Origin of the sequence: Halomonas sp. (assembly GCF_052095695.1) — a bacterium.
Lineage (GTDB): Bacteria > Pseudomonadota > Gammaproteobacteria > Pseudomonadales > Halomonadaceae > Vreelandella.
Window position 1 is genome coordinate 20,348 of sequence record NZ_JBQDLQ010000032.1, and the last position, 19,577, is coordinate 39,924.

17 protein-coding genes and 1 pseudogene are annotated in these 19,577 nt (G+C 52.6%); 15 read left to right on the forward strand and 3 right to left on the reverse strand.

Features of this window, described 5'->3' with window-relative positions; translation table 11 throughout:
• The first annotated feature begins 38 nt into the window (after positions 1–38).
• The 7 genes from tolQ to ACTH5D_RS08545 all read left to right on the forward strand — a co-directional run bounded on the left by tolQ (position 39) and on the right by ACTH5D_RS08545 (position 5,923).
• The gene (gene tolQ, locus ACTH5D_RS08515; RefSeq protein ID WP_441670189.1) at positions 39–719 is read left to right on the forward strand and encodes a protein TolQ; all 681 of its coding nucleotides are present in this window, start codon (positions 39–41) and stop codon (positions 717–719) included.
• Between the two features lie 11 nt (positions 720–730).
• Positions 731–1,165 carry a protein TolR gene (gene tolR, locus ACTH5D_RS08520; protein WP_441670191.1) on the forward strand — a complete coding sequence of 145 codons (435 nt, stop codon included), beginning with the start codon at positions 731–733 and terminating at the stop codon, positions 1,163–1,165.
• On the forward strand, positions 1,158–2,390 hold the full coding sequence (gene tolA, locus ACTH5D_RS08525; protein ID WP_441670221.1) for a cell envelope integrity protein TolA: 1,233 nt from the start codon (positions 1,158–1,160) through the stop codon (positions 2,388–2,390). Before tolR ends, tolA begins: the two co-directional genes overlap by 8 nt.
• Positions 2,390–3,679 carry a Tol-Pal system beta propeller repeat protein TolB gene (tolB, locus tag ACTH5D_RS08530; protein ID WP_441670193.1) on the forward strand — a complete coding sequence of 430 codons (1,290 nt, stop codon included), beginning with the start codon at positions 2,390–2,392 and terminating at the stop codon, positions 3,677–3,679. The genes tolA and tolB overlap by 1 nt, the downstream gene beginning before the upstream one ends.
• Positions 3,680–3,739: 60 nt before the next feature.
• The gene (pal, locus tag ACTH5D_RS08535) at positions 3,740–4,279 is read left to right on the forward strand and encodes a peptidoglycan-associated lipoprotein Pal (RefSeq protein ID WP_441670195.1); all 540 of its coding nucleotides are present in this window, start codon (positions 3,740–3,742) and stop codon (positions 4,277–4,279) included.
• Between the two features lie 63 nt (positions 4,280–4,342).
• Positions 4,343–5,137, forward strand: a complete 795-nt coding sequence (gene ybgF, locus ACTH5D_RS08540) for a tol-pal system protein YbgF (RefSeq protein WP_441670197.1) — start codon at positions 4,343–4,345, stop codon at positions 5,135–5,137.
• Between the two features lie 24 nt (positions 5,138–5,161).
• Positions 5,162–5,923 (forward strand): YciK family oxidoreductase, encoded by a 762-nt coding sequence (locus tag ACTH5D_RS08545; protein WP_441670199.1) that lies wholly within the window; start codon positions 5,162–5,164, stop codon positions 5,921–5,923.
• Between the two features lie 25 nt (positions 5,924–5,948).
• Here the strand turns inward: ACTH5D_RS08545 and ACTH5D_RS08550 are convergent, their stop codons facing one another.
• Both ACTH5D_RS08550 and ubiG read right to left on the reverse strand, forming a co-directional pair.
• Positions 5,949–6,617 (reverse strand): HAD-IA family hydrolase, encoded by a 669-nt coding sequence (locus ACTH5D_RS08550; RefSeq protein WP_441670201.1) that lies wholly within the window; start codon positions 6,615–6,617, stop codon positions 5,949–5,951.
• Positions 6,618–7,361 (reverse strand): bifunctional 2-polyprenyl-6-hydroxyphenol methylase/3-demethylubiquinol 3-O-methyltransferase UbiG, encoded by a 744-nt coding sequence (ubiG, locus tag ACTH5D_RS08555; protein WP_441670203.1) that lies wholly within the window; start codon positions 7,359–7,361, stop codon positions 6,618–6,620.
• 152 nt (positions 7,362–7,513) lie between these two features.
• On the opposite strand from ubiG, the pseudogene ACTH5D_RS08560 reads away from it, so the two are divergent.
• The 6 genes and pseudogenes from ACTH5D_RS08560 to msrA form a co-directional block, all read left to right on the forward strand.
• A pseudogene (locus ACTH5D_RS08560) lies at positions 7,514–7,672 on the forward strand (UTP--glucose-1-phosphate uridylyltransferase); the annotation flags it as partial.
• A 65-nt stretch (positions 7,673–7,737) separates the two neighbouring features.
• Positions 7,738–9,030, forward strand: coding sequence for a nucleotide sugar dehydrogenase (locus tag ACTH5D_RS08565; protein ID WP_441670205.1), 1,293 nt, complete (start codon positions 7,738–7,740; stop codon positions 9,028–9,030).
• Positions 9,031–9,039: 9 nt separating this feature from the next.
• Positions 9,040–9,861, forward strand: coding sequence for a hypothetical protein (locus ACTH5D_RS08570; protein ID WP_441670207.1), 822 nt, complete (start codon positions 9,040–9,042; stop codon positions 9,859–9,861).
• A gap of 93 nt (positions 9,862–9,954) precedes the next feature.
• On the forward strand, positions 9,955–11,808 hold the full coding sequence (tamA, locus tag ACTH5D_RS08575; RefSeq protein ID WP_441670209.1) for an autotransporter assembly complex protein TamA: 1,854 nt from the start codon (positions 9,955–9,957) through the stop codon (positions 11,806–11,808).
• A gap of 9 nt (positions 11,809–11,817) precedes the next feature.
• Positions 11,818–15,873 (forward strand): autotransporter assembly complex protein TamB, encoded by a 4,056-nt coding sequence (gene tamB / locus ACTH5D_RS08580; protein ID WP_441670211.1) that lies wholly within the window; start codon positions 11,818–11,820, stop codon positions 15,871–15,873.
• Between the two features lie 11 nt (positions 15,874–15,884).
• Positions 15,885–16,517, forward strand: coding sequence for a peptide-methionine (S)-S-oxide reductase MsrA (gene msrA / locus ACTH5D_RS08585; RefSeq protein WP_441670213.1), 633 nt, complete (start codon positions 15,885–15,887; stop codon positions 16,515–16,517).
• Positions 16,518–16,576: 59 nt separating this feature from the next.
• Here the strand turns inward: msrA and can are convergent, their stop codons facing one another.
• Entirely contained in the window at positions 16,577–17,224 is a 648-nt protein-coding gene (can, locus tag ACTH5D_RS08590) for a carbonate dehydratase (protein ID WP_441670215.1), read from the reverse strand.
• A 160-nt stretch (positions 17,225–17,384) separates the two neighbouring features.
• Between can and gorA the strand changes: the two genes are divergently transcribed.
• The gene (gene gorA / locus ACTH5D_RS08595) at positions 17,385–18,767 is read left to right on the forward strand and encodes a glutathione-disulfide reductase (RefSeq protein ID WP_441670217.1); all 1,383 of its coding nucleotides are present in this window, start codon (positions 17,385–17,387) and stop codon (positions 18,765–18,767) included.
• A gap of 162 nt (positions 18,768–18,929) precedes the next feature.
• Positions 18,930–19,508, forward strand: a complete 579-nt coding sequence (gene ectA / locus ACTH5D_RS08600; protein ID WP_441670219.1) for a diaminobutyrate acetyltransferase — start codon at positions 18,930–18,932, stop codon at positions 19,506–19,508.
• Positions 19,509–19,577: the final 69 nt, after the last annotated feature.

The following is a 19,577-nucleotide window of genomic DNA, read 5'->3' on the forward strand; positions in this document are numbered from 1 at the left end:
CTAATAGATTGATGAGGGCACCTGTGAACGATAACACCATGTCCATTCCCCACCTGATAATGAATGCCAGCACTGTCGTACAGCTGGTAATGCTGCTACTTGTGGTGGGGTCAGTCCTCTCTTGGGTGGTGATCTTTCAGCGCAGTATAGCGCTGCGCCGTGCCAAGCAAGAATACAACCAATTTGAAGAATCTTTTTGGTCCGGTGTCGACTTGAATGAGCTGTATCGAGAGATTCCAGTTGATGACCCCCGGCACGGGGCTGAACACGTTTTCCAGGCTGGGTTTCGTGAATTCAACCGGCTAATGCCTAAAACGCGTGATGCTGGCACCGTGTTAGAGGGTGTGCAGCGTAGCATGCGCGTGGCGTGGTCACGGGAAGAAGATCGCTTAACGCAGCACTTGGTTTTTCTGGCCACTGTCGCTTCTGCAAGCCCTTATATCGGTCTGTTCGGCACGGTCTGGGGCATCATGGGGTCGTTTCAGGCACTGTCGTTGACCCAGCAGGCAACCTTGTCAACGGTCGCGCCATGGATTGCTGAAGCGCTGATCGCAACGGCGATGGGCCTGTTTGCCGCTATTCCAGCGGTTATTTTCTATAACCGTCTCTCTAATGACGCTTCTCGGCTGCTCGGCAAATATGAAGATTTTGCGGAAGAGTTTCACGCTATCTTGCACCGTAATCTGCAGGGTCGTGACAGCAAACCGAGCGCAAGTTAAGGGAGACAGCTATGCAAGGACCATTTAATCGTAGCGGTAAAAGCAAGCCGATGGGGGAAATTAACGTCGTCCCCTTTATCGACGTTATGCTGGTACTGCTGGTGATTTTCATGATCACTGCGCCTATGTTGACTCAGGGCGTGCAAGTTGAGCTGCCTCAGGTTTCATCTCAAGCAATTGATGAGCAGGAAAATGATCCGATCATTATTTCGGTTGACAGTGACGGTGGTTACTTCATCACTCTCGGTGAGGACTCCACCTCAGTAACGCTTGATGAAATGTCCCAGCGCGTGGTGGCTATTTTGCAACGGCGTCCTGGAACACCGGTGATGGTGCGTGGCGACCGCAATGTGGCCTATGGTCAAATTGTTGTGCTTATGAGTACCCTCCAAGGTGCGGGGGTTGCCAACGTGGGGCTGCTTTCTGAGCCGCCGCAAGATGGGTAAGGGCAAAGCGTATATGGCAGGAAAGTCTTCTCACGACCCCCAAGATGTTGGCTATAAATGGCCCACCGTTTTGGCGATAGGCGTGCACGCTGCCATTGTGCTCTTTAGCCTGGTTAGCTTGCCCAGCCGAACAGCAGAGCCTGACAGCTCTTCAATTGTTCAGGCGACGTTAGTGAGTACGGAGACATTTACCGATCAAGCGCAGCAAGCAACGGATCAGCAGGCGGCCATGAGTGCGCCAGCTGACGCGCCTACAGAGCCTGATGCGCCCGATGAGCCTTCTGCAAGTGAGCAGCAAGCCGCCGCGGAGCAGCAGGCTGCTGCAGAGGCGGCCGAGCAAGCGGCGGCAGAAGCGGCTCAACGCGCGTCTCAAGCTGAGGCTCAGGCATTAGAAGAAGCGCGCGAGGCGGCAGAAGCCGAAGCTCAGCGCCGTGCGGCAGAAGCGTCCGAGCAAGCTGAGCAGCAGGCTGCAGAGGCAGCGGAGCGTCAAGCTGAAGCAGAAGCCGCCGCAGAACGTCAGCGTGAAGTAGAAGATGCCCGACGCCAGCAAGAGGCTGCGGAGCAAAAGCGTGAGGAAGAAGCAGCCGCTGAAGCCGAGCGCGAGCGGGAAGCCGCGGAACAGCAGCGCGAAGAAGAAGAGGCCGCCGAAGCCGAACGTCAACGCGAAGCGGCAGAGCAGCAGCGTAAAGAAGATGAGGCAGAAGCCGCACAAAAACGTGAAGCTGAAGAGGCGCGCCAGCGTGAGGAGCAAGAAGCCGAACGTGAGCGGGAAGCCGAAGCCCGGCGTCAGCGTGAGGCACAAGAGCAGCAGCGTCGTGAAGCAGAAGCAGAGGCGGAGCGTCAACGTCAGGCCGCAGAAGCAGCGGCGGCCGCCATGCAGCGCCAGCTAGCAGGTGAAGCCGAAGCCGCCGCCAATGCACAGCAGGCTGCACAGGCGGCCAATAGCTTTATCAATATCGTTCGTCGCGCAGTTGAACAGGCCTGGTTGATTCCGGCCGGTGCAAGTGATTCGATGAGTGCTACGCTACAGGTACGTCTTGGTCCATCGGGTGAACTGTTAGCAACGACGATTGTGACATCAAGCGGCGATAGTGCTTTTGACAGGTCTGTTATGCAGGCCGTGGAACATGCTGCACCGTTTGGCGAATTGAGAGATTTGCCAGCCGATCAGCAGCGTAATTTACGTCAGTTTAATCTGCGATTTACTCCGGGAGATGTTCGCTGATGCAAAGATTGAGCAAAGTGTGGTTGTTCTGTGTGCTGCTGTTCGTCAGTAGCGTAGCAAGTGCCGACAACTTAACGATTGAGATCACTCGAGGTAGCGATCAGGCGCTACCCATTGGCGTGGTGCCGTTCGCAGGTTCAGACGGCATGCCCGAAGATGTTGCACAGATTGTGCAGGATGATCTCGAGCGCAGTGGCTATTTTGCCCCGCTAGCACGTAGCGCCATGTTTGAGACGCCTAGCCAGTCTGACGATGTTCAGTTTGGCACATGGCATTCGCTTGATGTGCGCTACTTGGTCGTCGGCAGGGCGCAACCAACCGACGGTGGTTTTGAGCTGCAGTTTGAACTCATGGACATTAGCGGTCAGCGTAGAATGATCGGTGAGACCGTCTCCGTAAGAGGCAATGATCTTCGCGGTGCTGCTCACTATATTAGTGATCAAATCTTTGAAGAAATCACCGGCATTCGCGGTGCGTTCTCAACCAAAATTGCTTATGTGACTGCCCAAGGTGTTGGCGATAGCATGCAGTTCGGTTTGTACGTTGCCGATGCCGATGGGCGCCGCAGTGAGCAGGTATTGACCTCTAATGAGCCGATTATGTCGCCATCATGGTCACCTGATGGCAGTAAGCTTGCCTACGTATCCTTTGAAACAGAACGCCCGGCCATCTATATTCAAGATGTAGCAACCGGCCAACGTGTTCAGGCAACTTCATTTGACGGCATTAACGGCGCGCCTGCATGGTCGCCAGATGGCCGTCGTATTGCGATGTCGCTGTCTAAAGACGGCCAGCCCGAAATTTATATTATGGATGTCGGCAGCCGTTCCGTAGAGCGCATCACTAATAATAATAGTATTGATACTGAGCCAGCTTGGGCGCCAGACGGTCAGAGCCTTCTGTTTACCTCTGATCGTAGCAGTGGCCCACAGCTTTATCAGTATTCGATGGGCGGTGGTGAGGCTAAACGGCTGACATTTACCGGCAACTACAATGCTCGCGGTCGCTATTCGCCTGACGGCGAGCAGATATTCTTGATACATCGTTCTAGTCGCGGGTATCAAGTGGCACGGCAAGATTTAAGCGGCGATCGCTTAGTCGTATTGAGTGAATCAACAAGAGATGAATCTCCTAGTGTTGCGCCGAACGGGACCATGGTAATCTTCGCTACCCAAGAGGGTAATAGTGGGGTGCTAAGTGCTGTTTCTGCCGATGGACGCTCTTCATTTAGACTGCCATCAGCACAAGGTGATGTACGTGATCCAGCTTGGTCACCCTTCTTAAATTGATCGACTTAATTAACTAACATCGAAAATCGAAATTTTAGTTTTCAGGCAAGGAGTCTGATTATGCAACTTAAACCGTTGGCTCGCTCATTAGTAGCAGCGCTATCTGTCGTGGTAATCGCTGGCTGTTCCAGCACCGGCGGAACCCAAGATGGTGACTCGTACGGTAGCCAGGATGGCAGCACTACAGGTTCTAATACTTCCGGTACAGGCACAGGCAGCCAGTACGGTTCATCTACTGGCTCAGGTTCTGGCCAGCAAGCTGACTCCCGCATTCCGGAAGTGCGCACCATTTATTTCGATTTTGACCGTGACACGATCAAGAGCGAATATGAATCTGTCGTGATGGCCCATGCGCGCTACCTACGTGCCAACCCGAATGCACAAGTGGTCCTCCACGGGCATACGGACGAGCGCGGTACTCGCGAATACAATATGGCGCTAGGTGAGCGTCGCGCGGGAGCGGTACAGCGTTTCTTGAACAGCCAAGGTGTTTCCAATTCGCAAATGAGCGTTGTTAGCTATGGCGAAGAGCGTCCGGCAGTGAGTGGTCAAGGCGACAGCGCCTATTCACAAAACCGTCGTGTTGTATTTAACTACTAAGTATTTAACTACGGTTGATTTCGGCGTGCTTATGGCACGCCGTTTTTCATCGATGGAGTTGTTATGAATCACAGTCTCAAGCGTTACTTTGGGAGGCTGTGCGGTGCGGGAGCCTTGGTGCTCCCGCTGTCCGTATTGCCGTTAATTGCCGTAGCACAACAGCCGCTTGTCCAAGATCTTTCCAATGTTCCCAGCAATGGCTTTTATCAGCAGACGCAGCGTGAAGAATCGTCTGGCGGTAATCTTGTGTTGTTTAATCAGGTGCAGGAACATCAGCAAGAAATTCAACAGCTGCGGGGGCAAATAGAAGAGCTGCGCCACCAGCTAGAGCAGTTGCGTCGTCAATCTCAGCAACAGTACCTGGATATTGAAGACCGGTTGATGAGCAGTGGCCCTACTCAGATTGAGCAGTCCACACCGGCCGTAGAGCCGGAAGCCGCTGAGCAAGTCGTGGATGCGCCTTCTACTCGAAACGTAAGTGAAGATGCCCAGGCTGATTACCAGGCAGCCTTTGCACACGTTCAAGCCCGGCATTTTTCAGAAGCCATTGCAGCGTTTGAAGCCTTTGTCACTGATCACCCAGACACTAGCTTAACGGCTAACGGTCATTATTGGTTGGGTGAACTTTACGCCGCAGAAGGTGATCTAGAGGAGGCCGACCAGTCCTTTAGCCGCGTTATCAATGATTATAGCGGCAGCAGTAAAGTGCCTGATGCGCTTTATAAGCTGGGTCTGGTCAAGGCGCGTCAAGGTGAAGCAGAAGGTAGTCGAGAGTTGCTTGAGCAAGTGCGTGACGACTACCCGCAAAGCAGCGCCGCAGGTCTTGCGAACGACTTTTTACGCCAATCAGCCAGTTAACAACGTTTGCTTCAAGGAATCAGCATGAGCTGCAAGATCGACTATCAACCAGCGCCCAGCCTATTGGAAAATCGCATTGTGTTGGTAACCGGTGCAGGCGATGGAATTGGCCGCGCAGCTGCATTGAGCTATGCTCAGCATGGGGCGACCATTATTTTGCTAGGACGCACTATTGCTAAGCTAGAGCGCGTTTATGATGAAATCGAAGCGGCAGGTGGGCCTCAGCCAGCCATTTTCCCGCTGAACTTTGAAGGTGCCACGCTTAAAGATTTTCATGATATGGCCGAAACGCTGGACAAAGAGTTCGGCCGTTTGGATGGCCTATTGCATAACGCAGGGCTGTTAGGCCGTATCACACCGTTTGATCAGTATGATCCCGAGCTGTGGCAGCAAGTCATGCAGGTCAATATCAATGGCCCCATTTGGATGACCCAGGCGCTGCTGCCGTTATTGCAAGAGTCTGATGATGCCTCGGTAATCTTTACCTCTTCCAGTGTTGGTCGCAAAGGCCGCGCCTATTGGGGCGCTTATTCTGTCTCCAAGTTTGCCACTGAAGGGTTTGTCGGCGTGCTGGCCGATGAATTAGAGAGCCAGCCCAATATTCGCATTAACTCGCTGAATCCAGGCGCTACGCGCACTCAAATGCGCCGTTCTGCCTTCCCAGGTGAAGACCCGGCTGTGCTGCGTTCACCCAAAGCCATTATGCCGACCTACTTATGGTTAATGGGGCCCGATAGCACGGGAGTCAGTGGCCAGAAGCTTGATGCTCAGCCGCCGCGCATATAATAAATGTCTCGATGCCTGACGGCGCTTAGCGTTTAAATTCGCTTAGGGCATCGACGAGCGCTTCGCACTCTTCAAGCCAGATGTCTGCAGGCCAGTCTTTATAGTTGTCCTCTTTACTGATATAGCCATAGCCCACCGCTACTGCCGTCATTCCGGCTGCTACGGCGGCTTCTATATCGCGAACATGATCGCCAATATACCAGCACTGATCCGGCGTAACGTTCAAGCGCTTGGCAGCTTCCCATAGTGGTTCAGGTGCCGGTTTTTTGACACTCAAGTCATCTGCGCATAGCAGCGCTCCTGGCTGTAAATTCAGCTTTTCGAGCAGTGGCAGGGTATATCGGCGCGGTTTGTTAGTCACAATTCCCCACGGTTGCCCATTGCGATGCCAATCATTCAGCCAAACGTCCAAGGGCGAAAAAACTCGGCTATGAACAGCGACGGCCTGTTCGTACGCATCCAGTAAAAACTCTCGTGCCTGAATATGTTGTGACGAATCAATATCGAGCCCAAGCGCCAGCGTCACCAGCGCATTACCACCGTTAGATACCTCACGACGTATTACCTCAAACGGGAGTGGTGCTAAGCCATGATGGCTGCGCAACACATTGGTGGCATTAGCCAAATCCGGTGCGGTATCGACGAGGGTGCCGTCTAGGTCAAAGAGAACAGCTTGCGGTGCTTGCTTCGTCATTTAACTGCCCACCTTGCGGCAGTACATCATGTAGTTGACCGAGACATCGTGGCTAGCCAAGCGATAGCGGCGTGTTAAAGGGTTGTAGGTAAGCCCAGTTTGTTCACGCACTTCTAAGCCGCTGTGGCGCGACCAAGCGGCCATTTCTGACGGGCGAATAAATTTTGCATAGCTATGGGTGCCGCGGGGTAGCAACTTGAGCACATATTCCGCGCCTAAAATGGCAAACGCATAGGATTTTGCGGTGCGATTAAGCGTGGAGAAGAATACATAGCCGCCCGGTCTTACAAGAGCACTGCAGGCTCTGATCACCGATGCGGGGTCGGGCACATGCTCAAGCATTTCCATGCAGGTAACCGCATCATAAACCCCGGGCTGCTTGGTCGCCATGGCCTCTACGCTGATGTGTTGATAATCTAGGTCAACGCCACGCTCTTGTGCATGCAGGCGGGCTACCGCTAGGGGAGCTTCACCCAAGTCAATGCCTGTCACTATAGCCCCGCGATGTGCCATAGACTCGCTTAAAATTCCGCCTCCGCAGCCTACATCAAGGACTTTTTTCCCGGCTAGACCGGCGCGGGCATCAATAAAATCCAAGCGCAGCGGATTTATCTCGTGCAGCGGTTTAAATTCGCCCTCTTGATCCCACCAACGGCTCGCAAGCGCCTCAAATTTGGCGACTTCCGCTGCATCGACGTTGCCTTGATAGTAATCAGCAGTGCTATCCTGTGGTGTCGCTTGCATAGTGTGGCTCCCAGTGTCATTGCACAGCTGGTGAAATAATTACACCGCTGCCCCATCGTTATCGTCTAGTGCGAGGTGGCATCCACCCGCGCCTTCAGTATTATGGACATTCTAACCACTCCTGTGTCGGAACGCATGAAAAGGACCTCTCTATGATTCGCAAGGCCATGCTCCCCGTGGCTGGATTTGGCACTCGCTGCTTGCACGCATCGAAGGCTATTCCCAAGGAGGTGATTACGATTGTTGATAGGCCTGTGATTCCATTAGCTGTTAGCCATGCTACGTATTTGCTACGCTCGCTTATGCTCGTTGTCATCCTGAGCTTGGAAAAGCTTTTCAAACGCTGCTGTTGCGTTACCACCTAGGAGAGTAATGCATGCGGGTGCTACTTTATGGAAGCGAATTAAGTGCCGCGACCGCCGCTGCCGCGTTAGCTTGGGTAGGCCATCAAGTGCAGTGGCTGCCACACGCGGACGCGCCTTGGCCTGCTCTTTCACAGGTCGACTGGCTACTCAGCGAACCCCAGTTGAGGGCGCGCCTTGATCAAGGCTTAGCGGAGGGCACTCTTCAAATCATTGGGCAGCTGTCAGAAGCCGCTATCCCTGACGTTATCTGGTTAGCATTATCACCTGCTCAACGCAGGGCTGCCAGTACGCTGCTTGAAGATCCACTGTTAGCCGATCAGCATGGCATTGTACTGGTCAATAATTCGACCTTTCCGGTAGGGGAAACCGAGCGCCTGCATACGCTGATGGGGGCTCAGCACACTAGCGTAGCCCTTCCTGACACCTTAGAAGAAGGCCGTGCTTGGGATTCATTTACTCGCCCTACAAGGTGGCTACTGGGGTGTGATGATGCCACCGGCGAGCAGGTAGCAAGAGAGCTTTTACGCGCGTTTAATCGACGCCGCGAAGTATTTCAGTGCATGCCGCGCCGTGCCGCCGAGTTAACGAAGCTAGCCATTAATGGCATGCTGGCGACGCGCATCAGTTACATGAATGAAATAGCCGGTTTGGCGGATACGTTAGGCGTTGATGTTGAACATGTTCGCCAAGGGATGGGCGCTGATTCGCGCATCGGTTTTGAATATCTGTATCCAGGCTGTGGTTTTGGTGGTCCTAGCTTCTCGCGTGACTTGATGCGCTTAGCCGATGTTCAACTGCAGAGCGGCCGCTACTCAGCCCTGCTTGAGCAGGTAATGGACATCAACGAGCAGAAAAAAGAGACGCTGTTTCGTAAACTATGGTCGCATTTTGGTGGCGAGCTTGCGGGCAAAACAGTGGCAATTTGGGGCGCTGCCTTTAAGCCTGGTACCGCACGTATCGATCATGCCCCGGTGCTGACGCTGCTTGAGGCATTATGGGCACAGGGTGTGACGGTTCAGTTGCATGACCCCGCCGCCGTGCCAGCGCTCCGGGCCTTTGTGGGTGAACGCGATGACCTGCGTACGTTTACCCATGACCCTTACCAGGCATGTGAAGGAGCCGACGTACTGATGTTGGTCACAGAATGGAAAACGTATTGGAACCCTGACTGGCATCGGCTCGCTTTACTATTAAACGCTAAGCTAGTACTGGACGGACGTAATATTTATGATCCTGAGTTCGTTGCCAGCTGTGGAATAATGTACCGGGGAATAGGCCGCCGTGCCGATCCGAAGACTTTTTGAGGAAATGTCATGCCAGACGCTAGCGCCTCCTCTCGTATTGTACCCGACGTGGATCAAAGCTTGACGACGCAACCTATGCGCCATCGAAAAGGGCCAGCGCTCTGGCCGTTGTGGCTATTCATATTTTTGATCATGGGACTGTTGATCGTGTCGGCGGCTGGACTTTGGTATGAGCATGAACGATTGTTAGATGAACTGAGCGTGGTCAGCGGAGAGGTGTCCAATGTTCATGCCCGGCTTGATTCAGGCGACGGTGATGTGCAAGACGCGATTACCTTTGTGCAGGCGCAAATGTCGACACTGTTCCAAGAGCAAGAGCAACTATCAATTTCGCTGATTGATACTCGCGAAGAGCTGTACGGCCTGCTCACTAATAGTGATGATATGGTTTCAAGTGATTCGATTAATGCTCTCGCACAGCAGATAAAGCAGTTTCAAGAGCGGGCGGCGCTTCGCGATAGTCAACTAATGGCGATTCGTGAATCGCTTAATACACTAGAGCAGACGGGCGTAGCGGGTCGACAAAGTTTGGTTGAAGAAGTTGCCCATTTAGAGCAACTCACAGACCAGCGGCTTGAAGAACAGGATAGCCAGATCGACAGCGCTAGCCGCTCTTGGGAAGGGCAGTTGGCAGCGCAAAGAGACGAGTTCGCAACGCGATTCGACGCGCTTGAAGCAGCGCTCGTTGATAGTGAAGACCCGGTTGACCAAGAAGCTTTGCAGGCATTAGAGCAGCAGTGGAGCCAGCGCTTAGGTACACTTGAAAGCGAGCTGCGCCAGGTGCGTCAAGCGCAGCTCGCCTTCAGTGCTCAGTTAGAAATGCTGCGTTAAAGAAAGAATGTTCTGACGTCGACACCCGTGATTTGCTAATGCATTAAATGGGTAGAACGATGAAGCCGCTGATATAGGTTAGGAAAAAAATGTATGGGAAGACAACAGCGATGGGTTTCAGCTACAGGACGAGTTTTTTTTGTAGCGCTACCACTTTTTTGTGCATCATCAGGGGCATTGGCCGTTGATGCGACCATTGAGGGCGTCACCGGAGAAGTCGATAAAAACATTAAAGCCTACTTACAGAATGTCGACGCCGAGCAATATACCGACGCTCGCTTAGAGGGCGAAGTGCGCCGCCGGACTCAAGAAGCCATGCGCGTATATGGTTACTATGAGCCAGAGATAACGCTGGAAAGAAACACCGACGACCATGTGTGGCTGACCATTGAACCGGGGCCGCAAGTAAAAGTCGAAGCACTATCCGTTAACGTTGAAGGCGAGGCGAGGGATGACCCGCCTTTTCAAGATGCATTAGAGGCGTTTCCTCTTAAAGAGGGTGACGTATTACGCCATGCACCGTGGGATCGCCTTAGTGGTCAACTGTCCGGCCTTGCCATAGAGCGCGGGTATTTTGACTGGGGGTTTACCGACAAGCGCATGGAGGTTCGCCCGTACTTGCAAAGTGCTCGCTTGTACATGGATTTTGACAGCGGTGCGCGCTATCAATTTGGCCCCACCTCGATCAAGGGGAGTCATATTGAGCTTGACCGTCTTGGCCGTATGCAGCCCTTTGAGTCTGGCGATCCCTATTTGGCAGAAAGTTTAGCGCTTTATAGTCAACGTCTCGCTGACACAGGCTGGTTCAGTTCTATTTCCGTGCGCCCACGTCTCGCAGCCGATCAGGAGTTAACTATTGCGCCTCCTGGCTATAGTGATCCTTGGTGGAGTGAGGCTACGGCCTCTCAACCACAGCGCCCGCGTTTGAGCAGCGATGCCTTAGCCAGTGCACTCAGTATTAATAAACACGATGATAAAAAGCTTCCTATTGATGTCAGCGTTGAACCTGCGGATCGCCATCAGTTTGAGGTAGGTATCGGTTTTGCCACCGATGTGGGCCCGCGCCTTCGTTTTGGCTGGGAACAGCCGTGGATCAATCGCTATGGCCATAGCCTTGATCACGATCTTTATTTATCTGCACCAGAGCAACGTTTCACCGGGGTATACGATATACCTCTTGAAAACCCGTTACGCGATAGCTACCGGCTTCAATACGGCGTTCGTAATCTTGATGACAACGATACTGAGTTGCTAGAAGGCACCGTGGAAGTTGCGCGGCGCTGGCAGTTTGACAATGACTGGGTCCAGCTGCTGTATCTTCGCACCAGCTATGTGGACTTTGTTCAGGGCGGCGAGGCCGATAAAGTTTGGCTCTTCTATCCCGGTGTTCAGTGGACGCGTACGCGCACACGGCCCCAGCGCTTCCCTCTATGGGGCGATCGCCAGCAGCTTTCGTTCGAATACTCAGACACCGTTTGGGGCTCGGATGCCCAGTTTGCACGCATGACGGGGGATACGGAATGGATTCGTACCATCGGTAACGATAACCGCTTTTTAGCGCGCATCAGTGTAGGGGCGATGGAAACGGAAGACTTTGATAAGTTGCCTCCATCGCTACGCTTTTTTGCCGGCGGTGATCGCAGCGTACGCGGTTACTCCTATGAAAGCCTCTCTCCGCGTAATGATGAAGGGCGTCTACGTGGTGGTCAGCAAATGCTGACGTCAACACTGGAGTATCAGCGGCGTGTTACCGGCGACTGGTGGGCGGCCACGTTTGTTGATAATGGTGATGCATTTGATGACTGGGCTCCCGATGATCTGAAAACTGGTGCGGGCGCAGGCGTACGCTGGATCTCGCCGGTGGGACCAATTCGCTTAGACATTGCCCATCCCTTTGACGATGAAGATGCTTTTCGCTTGCATTTTTCCATCGGACCGGAATTCTAGGAGAAAGACTTGTCACAGGTTGAATCATCTACTGCTGAACAGCGCCATGTGCTGTCTCTGAAATCTCGAATCTGGCTGTTGGTTTGGAGTCTGGTACGTATCGTTATCCTGCTGCCCATTTGGCTGTTTGGGCTTGTAGCGTTAATTCTGGGTGCCGCGCTATCCCCCTGGGGAACGGGCATGTTGCTTTCACAAGGCGAGCAGCGCGATTTTTTCTCGTACGCCCATCATGAAGGCGGTTTACTCGATCATTTCGTGCTTGAGGGTTTTCAGCTAAGATTAGGTGAAACGCGCATTGGTATTGATGAGTTTGAATTGGCCTGGGCTGATGACTGCGTACTGTCAAAGCGCTTATGCATTGATACGCTTCGTGTTGTGGGGGCTGATATTCGGCTAGGAGCAGCCAGTGAGCAGGAGTCCCCTCCCAAAGAAGACAGTGCGCCGTTATCGATTCGCTTTCCCTTTCCTATCGAACTGCGCTCGTTACAGCTAGAGGATGTCAGCCTCCGACTTGCTAATGGAACCGAGGTATCTTGGCGTTTATTAAATTCCTCAGCCGTTGCAGAAGGGAACGAGGTACACCTCGCGCCAACGCATTTAGAGGCGCCTCGCGTCTATTTGCCGCCATCCCCTGGCATTTTGTTAACCCAAGAAATAGATACGCCGCTTTATGGTGAGGCTATTGATGCTTCTATAGCGCTCCATCAGCCACAAAATGATGTAGTAGAAATCGCCGAATCAGCCGAACAACCGCTTGAAGCACGAGAGCGACTTGTGCTTCCGGATATCACACTGCCCGTCAATGTTCAGATACCTGAATTTACCGTCAGTGATTTCCGCTTAGAAGGCGCCGTTGAATATAGTGTTGAGAGCCTTCAATTAGGGCTTTTAACTGACGGTAGCGACGTTGAAGTAACGCAGTTGTCGGTCGTGACCCAGGATGCCCAGGCAGAATTAACGGCAGAGACTACCCTGAGCGGCAACTATCCTTTAGCGGCCCGATTAGATGTAGAGCTTTTCTTACCTGAACTGTTTCCTGAACTGAACGGTGAAACGCTGACCCTGGTGCTGTCTGGCTCAATGGATGCCCTTGAGGCGCAGTTTGAGGCCTCCGGAGTGGTGAACGCTACACTTAGCGGGCAGATTGATGCGCTAGCACCCACGCTGCCTTTCCAACTGCGCTTGCAAAGTGAGCATGTGCAGTGGCCGCTGCCGAGTAATGAGACAGCCACTGCTTCTAACGAGGTTGCCGATACGCTTGAGGGCGACGATGCCGTCGATCCTTATATCATCGACGATGTAGACCTACAGCTCACGGGTACTATCAGCGACTATCGTGCCCAACTAGGTCTTTCTGTGCAGGGTCCCAGCGTTCCGCAAACCCAAGTTAACCTCAGGGGCCAAGGCGATCTTGAGCACTTCAGCTGGCAGCCTCTCACATTGGCCGTGGGCGATAGCACTTTGAGTAGTGAAGGCACCGTTAATTGGTTAGCACTGTTGCAGGTAGATGCGAGTGTGCGCTTGGATCAGTTTGACCCAGGGCTTTTTGTAGATCAATTAGACGGTAATTTAAATGGTGACATTGAGCTGTCAGTGCGCCAGTTGGAGAATCAGTGGGCTATAAGCGTGCCCAATCTCGCCATTGATGGCGAGCTGCGCGACTATCCGCTAACCCTGCAAGCTGTTTTTGACGCTAACAGTAATTTGGAAGTTGATATTGATGAACTGCTGTTCACTCAAGGCAGTAATCGCATAGAAGCGGAAGGCAAAATCAGTGAACAAGCGATGTCATTGAATGCGGATATAGCCCTGCGTCAATTGCAAACGCTGTCACCGGATCTTGCCGGCACCTTAGTGGGTACACTGCAGGCAAGCGGTAGCTTTAACCAACCTCAATTAATTGCCAACTTGCAAGGTGACGCACTGCGCTTTGCTGAAAACCGTATTGAACAGCTTGAGCTAACCGCTGATGTGAAAGGGCTAGAAGATCCGCTGTTAGATGTTCAGTTAGCCATGACCAACGTATTAGCGGGTGGTCAATCACTATCAGATATTACAACGACGTTGTCCGGCCGTCTTTCGCAACATCAGTTAGAGCTGACGGTTCTGGGGCAAAATGATGCAGTATTAAGCCGTGCTTTGATCGCATTAGAAGGCCGCTTTAATCAGCAAAGTCAACAATATCAGGCACGTTTAACGCCCTTAGAAATTGATTCTGAAGCGGGCACAATCCGCCTTGAAGCGCCGCTAGATTTACGCTACAACCTTGCCGATGGTCAGGCTCGCTTGTCACCGTTTTGCTTGCGTCGTGAAGAAGGTGGCCTTGTGTGTTCTGAAGAGGTAATTACTGCCTCGGCGCAACAAGGTAATGCAACGCTGACGGTGCGTGAAGTGCCAATGGAGATGCTAGAGCCCTTTTTACCCGAAGAGTGGCAGTTAGAAGGCGATACCACGGCGGATCTTGCCGCAAACTGGCGTCGGGGCGGCGCTCAATGGCAGGCGGATCTACGCATCTTAAGCGATGTGGCAATTACAGCGGTCAATGACTATGGCCAGCCAGTGCAATTGCCCAAAATCAGTTTAGATGCGCAAGTTGAGGCTAACCAGGCTCAAGCTGATGCGGACATTGCGCTGTCTCTAGTGGAGGCGGGTGATCTGAATTTTAACCTCTCGATTAACGATCCGTTAGGGCGCGGCGTGCTGAATGGGGAGCTGCGCGCCAATAATATTTCGCTAGAACCTTATCGGCCGATGGTTGTGGGTATGGATCGCTTGGCCGGGGATTTGACGGGCAGCGTACAAATAACGGGAACGACCAGTCAGCCTGATTTACAGGGCCAGCTTGGACTGCGCAGCATCCAAGTTAATGGCCCTGACATTCCGGTTGATGTTCAAGATGGTGAGCTCATCGTTTCATTCGATGGTGAGCAGGGCGATATTAATGGATTTCTAGCGGCTGAGCGTGGGCGTTTAGAAATAACCGGTGATGCTTATTGGCCAAGCGGCGATGACTGGCGTATTGGCGTTGACTTGAATGCCGTGCAGGAGCCAATCCTGATCGTATTGTCGCAGTTTGGTCGGCTGGAAGCGGCGCCGGATATTCGCGTGCGAGTGACGCCGGAAAGGCTACAAGTAAGGGGCGATATCAATGTACCCTGGGCTCGCCTGGAAATTGGCGATATGCCGTCATCTGCAGTAACGCCCAGTGGCGATGAAGTGATTATTACAGAGCGCGAGGATCGCCAGGCGGAGCTTGAAAGGCAGCGTGTCGCTGTCAGCGGTGAAGGTCCAAGTACGTCGGATGAGCTTGCAGCAACTGGTATGGAGCTCGATATACTGGTAACCCTGACCCTGGGTGGCGATATGCAGTTCGCGGCCTACGGTTTAGAATCAGGCCTTGGGGGATCGCTAGAAATTCGTCAAAGCGGCGGGGCATTGCAGCTGTTTGGTGATGTTAATCTGGTTGACGGTCGGTTCAAGGCTTTTGGGCAGGACCTATTGATTCGTCGCGGCCAAATACTGTTCAGCGGTCCTCCTGACCAACCTCGGCTTGATTTCGAAGCGATTCGCAATCCGGATATAACCGAGGATGATGTCATCGCTGGCCTGCGGGTAACGGGCAACGCCCAAGAACCTAATGTAGCGATATTCTCTGAACCTGCGATGAATGAATCGAGTGCATTATCTTATCTTCTACGTGGCCGCGCGCCGGATGCTGCGGGTGGCGGGATTGATAGCGCTTTGACAACCGCGTTAATTGGCATGTCACTGGGGCGGACAGGCGGTGCAGTAGGCTCAATCGGCCAAGCTTTTGGTATTGATGATTTGGCCCTAGATACCACCGGCGCCGGTGACGATAGCCAGGTTGCCGTGAGCGGTCAGTTGACGGACGATCTGCGAATTAGTTACGGGGTAGGAATTTTCTCGCCAATTGCAGAACTAACCTTACGCTATACGCTTTTGCGTAATCTTTATTTGCAGGCCGTATCAGGCACCAACCAAGCGGTGGATTTGATTTATACGTTTACCCGCTCCGGTAGCCCTGGAATTCTCAAACAGCAATAAGTGAGGGCGATATGTCGCTATTTTCCAGCACTGTTTCAAGTACAGACCGCGTATTGCCAGGCCGCGACACCCCAATTGTAACGAGTGACACACACACCATTAGTGGCCACTCGTTACATCCACCATTTCCCCTGGGCTATGAGGAAATAGTGCTGGGTATGGGGTGCTTTTGGGGCGTAGAGCGGCTTTTGTGGCAGCTGCCTGGTGTCTACGTGACAGCAGCAGGCTATGCCGGAGGCGAAACCCCGAACCCGACCTACGACGAGACCTGCACTGGGCGCACGGGCCATACTGAAGTAGTACGAGTGATCTTTGATCCTCAGCAAGTGACGCTTGAAGCGATCTTGCAAGTATTTTGGGAGCAGCACGATCCTACTCAGGGGAACCGTCAGGGAAATGACACAGGGTCGCAGTATCGTTCAGCCATTTTCACAACGGAGGCTGCCCAGCAAGCGGCGGCTGAAAAGAGTGCCTCTGCTTTTCAACAGGCATTGAGCAACGCGGGTAAGGGGCGTATCACCACGGAAATTAAGCCGCTGGATGTTTTTTATTACGCTGAGGCTTATCACCAGCAGTATCTCGACAAAAACCCAAATGGCTACTGTGGCTTGAAGGGTACCGGCGTTACCTGCACCATTAATTAAGCGAGTACTGCTTGAGCAATAAGCGCGCCTGCCACAAGCGGCAGGCGTGGTAAGGGCGTTTAATCGCCTTGGTGCAGGCGATCAATGCGATAAAGCGTTTCCACTTGCTCTAAGCCAGTGATAGTGCAGTTAAGATCTTTGACACGGCCATCGCTTAATCCGTAGACCCACCCATGTACCGAGATATCCTGACCACGCTGCCAGGCACGTTGCAAAATCTTAGTGCGACACAGGCTATTAACCTGTGCTTTGACGTTAATTTCACACATACGGTCAATCTGATCCTCCATAGGAAGATGATCGAGAGAACTTCTATGTTGGTTGTACTGTTCGCGCACGGAGTGCAGCCAGTAATCGACGACGCCGCACTCGCCTCCGGTCATGGCCGCCTTAATGCCGCCACAGCCGTAATGACCCACAATCATAATATGGCTAACTTTAAGCACGTCCACGGCAAACTGAACCACCGACAGGGCGTTCATGTCTGTATGGTGGAGTAAATTAGCTACGTTACGATGTACAAATACCTCCCCAGGCGGGAGCGCAATGATTTGGTTGGCCGGCACGCGGCTATCGGAACAACCAATCCACAAATAGTCAGGGTTTTGCTGACTAGAGAGGCGCTTGAAGTACTCAGGATCTTCCTCGCACATGCGCTCAGCCCAGGCACGATTATTATCCAGTAGCGTCGCAATAGCATCAGACATAGAGTCTCCATAATATTAAGTCGCTTGTAGCTTCAGGTAGTATGAAGCAATAGCAAGTATCAAATAGTAGCGGATGGTTTTAACCTTCTCTGAGAGCTAGGTCAACAAAGATAAGTTGCAAATGTTGGCATTAAATTTTTTCACTCGACAGGAGCAAACCATGGCAGACATTTCCAAATACGACTACGACTTGCTGGTGATCGGCGCTGGTTCTGGCGGTGTGCGTGCCGCGCGAATGGCTGCAGCAACCGGTGCTAGCGTGGCAATTGCTGAAGATCGATACCTGGGCGGAACCTGTGTCAACGTTGGGTGCGTGCCTAAAAAACTCTACTCATACGCTGCGCATTTTCATGACAACTTTGACGATGCAGCAGGGTTTGGCTGGAAGCTGCCCGGACCCGCACATTTTGAGTGGGCAACGTTGCGCGACAATAAAATCAGCGAGATTAAACGTCTCAACGGTATTTATCAGCGCATGCTAGAAAGCGCTGGAGTTACTCTATTTAATGCCCGGGCGCGGTTGGTCGATGCCCATACCGTAACGCTAAGTGGTAAGCATGGCGACGCGTCAGTGACCGCACAAAAAATTCTGCTCGCCACCGGTGGCTGGCCTTGGGTTCCTACTTTTCCAGGCAGCGAATATACCTTGGATTCAAATCAAATCTTTGATCTGGACACGTTCCCTAAGCGCTTTCTTGTGCTGGGTGGTGGCTATATTTCCGTTGAGTTTTCCAGCATCTTTAATGGGCTCGGAAGCGAGACGCACCTTGTTTATCGCGGTGAACTATTCTTGAAAGGCTTTGATCAAGAGGTTCGCGAGTTCACCCGCACTGAAATGGCAAGAAAGGGCATCAATCTTCACTTCAATACCAATATCGATCGCATTGAAGCAGCCGACAATGCCTATAACGTCCACCTCACCAGCGGTGACGTGCTTGAAGTTGATGTAGTGCTAGCCGCCACTGGGCGTAAAGCCAATATTGGCGATTTAGGGCTTGATCATCTGGGCTTGGCATTGGATGAGTCGGGAAAAGTGCCTGTTAATGAACGTTTTGAAACGGATGTTCCCTCGGTTCTAGCGCTGGGTGACTTAACGGCTGGCCCAGAATTAACACCGGTGGCCCTGGCGGAAGCGATGCAGGTCGTTGATTATCACTTTTCAGACAGTGTGCCCAAACCGTTAGATTACGCTACGATTCCAACGGCCGTTTTTTGCCATCCTAATATTGGCACCGTGGGGTTTTCCGAAGAGGATGCGCGTGAAAAATTTACTAATATCCGCGTCTACAGCACCGACTTTCGTGCCATGAAACACACGCTTTCCGGTAGCCAAGAGCGTACCTTCATGAAGCTGGTAGTGGATGATGCGACCGATGTTGTTGTGGGCGCTCACATGGTTGGTGACGATGCCGGTGAACTCATCCAGGGAATTGCTATCGCGGTAAGGGCGGGGCTGACCAAGCAGGACTTTGACCGGACGGTGGGTATTCATCCAACCGGGGCAGAGGAGTTCGTTACGATGCGAACGCTGACACGCAGGTAAGTCTCTTAAATTATATAAGTTGCTTGGATTATAAATGCGATTGTCTAGCGGCTTTGCATAACAAATAATTATGGAAATGGGGGTGGGGAATAATATGGTTTTTGAATTGCTCATAATCAGCTGTTATAATGGCCGTCAAATTCGCTACAGCAAAGCATAACTATGAGTACGCCGACACCACCTTTTACTCCTTCTGCAGACCTTGCCAGGCCAACGGTCGCGGATGCCGTGGTAGGGCATGCAGAGACTCCATTATTTATACGTAAGCCGAATGCAGACGATGGCTGGGGCGTATATGAACTGGTTAAAGCCTGCCCACCGCTGGATGTAAATTCGGCCTACGCTTATTTGCTATTCGCCACGCAGTTTCGCGATACGTGTGCCGTAGCAACCAACGAAGGCGGTGAAATCGTAGGCTTCGTATCCGGCTATGTGAAAGACAATGCGCCTGACACATATTTTCTGTGGCAGGTGGCGGTCGGTGAAAAGGCGCGTGGCACAGGGCTTGCTCGGCGTTTGGTGGAAGCCATCATGTCGCGTCCTGAGCTTGATGATGTACATCACTTGGAAACGACTATTACCCCCGACAACCTGGCTTCATGGGGGTTGTTCCGCCGCCTAGCAGCACGCTGGCATGCGCCGCTGAACAGCCGCGAATACTTCTCTACTGAACAGCTTGGGGGAGAGCATGATCCGGAAAACTTGGTGCGTATCGGCCCGTTCCAAACAGGTCGAATCTAATACGCCGCTTTCATTAAAGTGAAAGCACGTTCTTAACATACTGTTTTCCCGCTCATGTTGCTCCAGGCT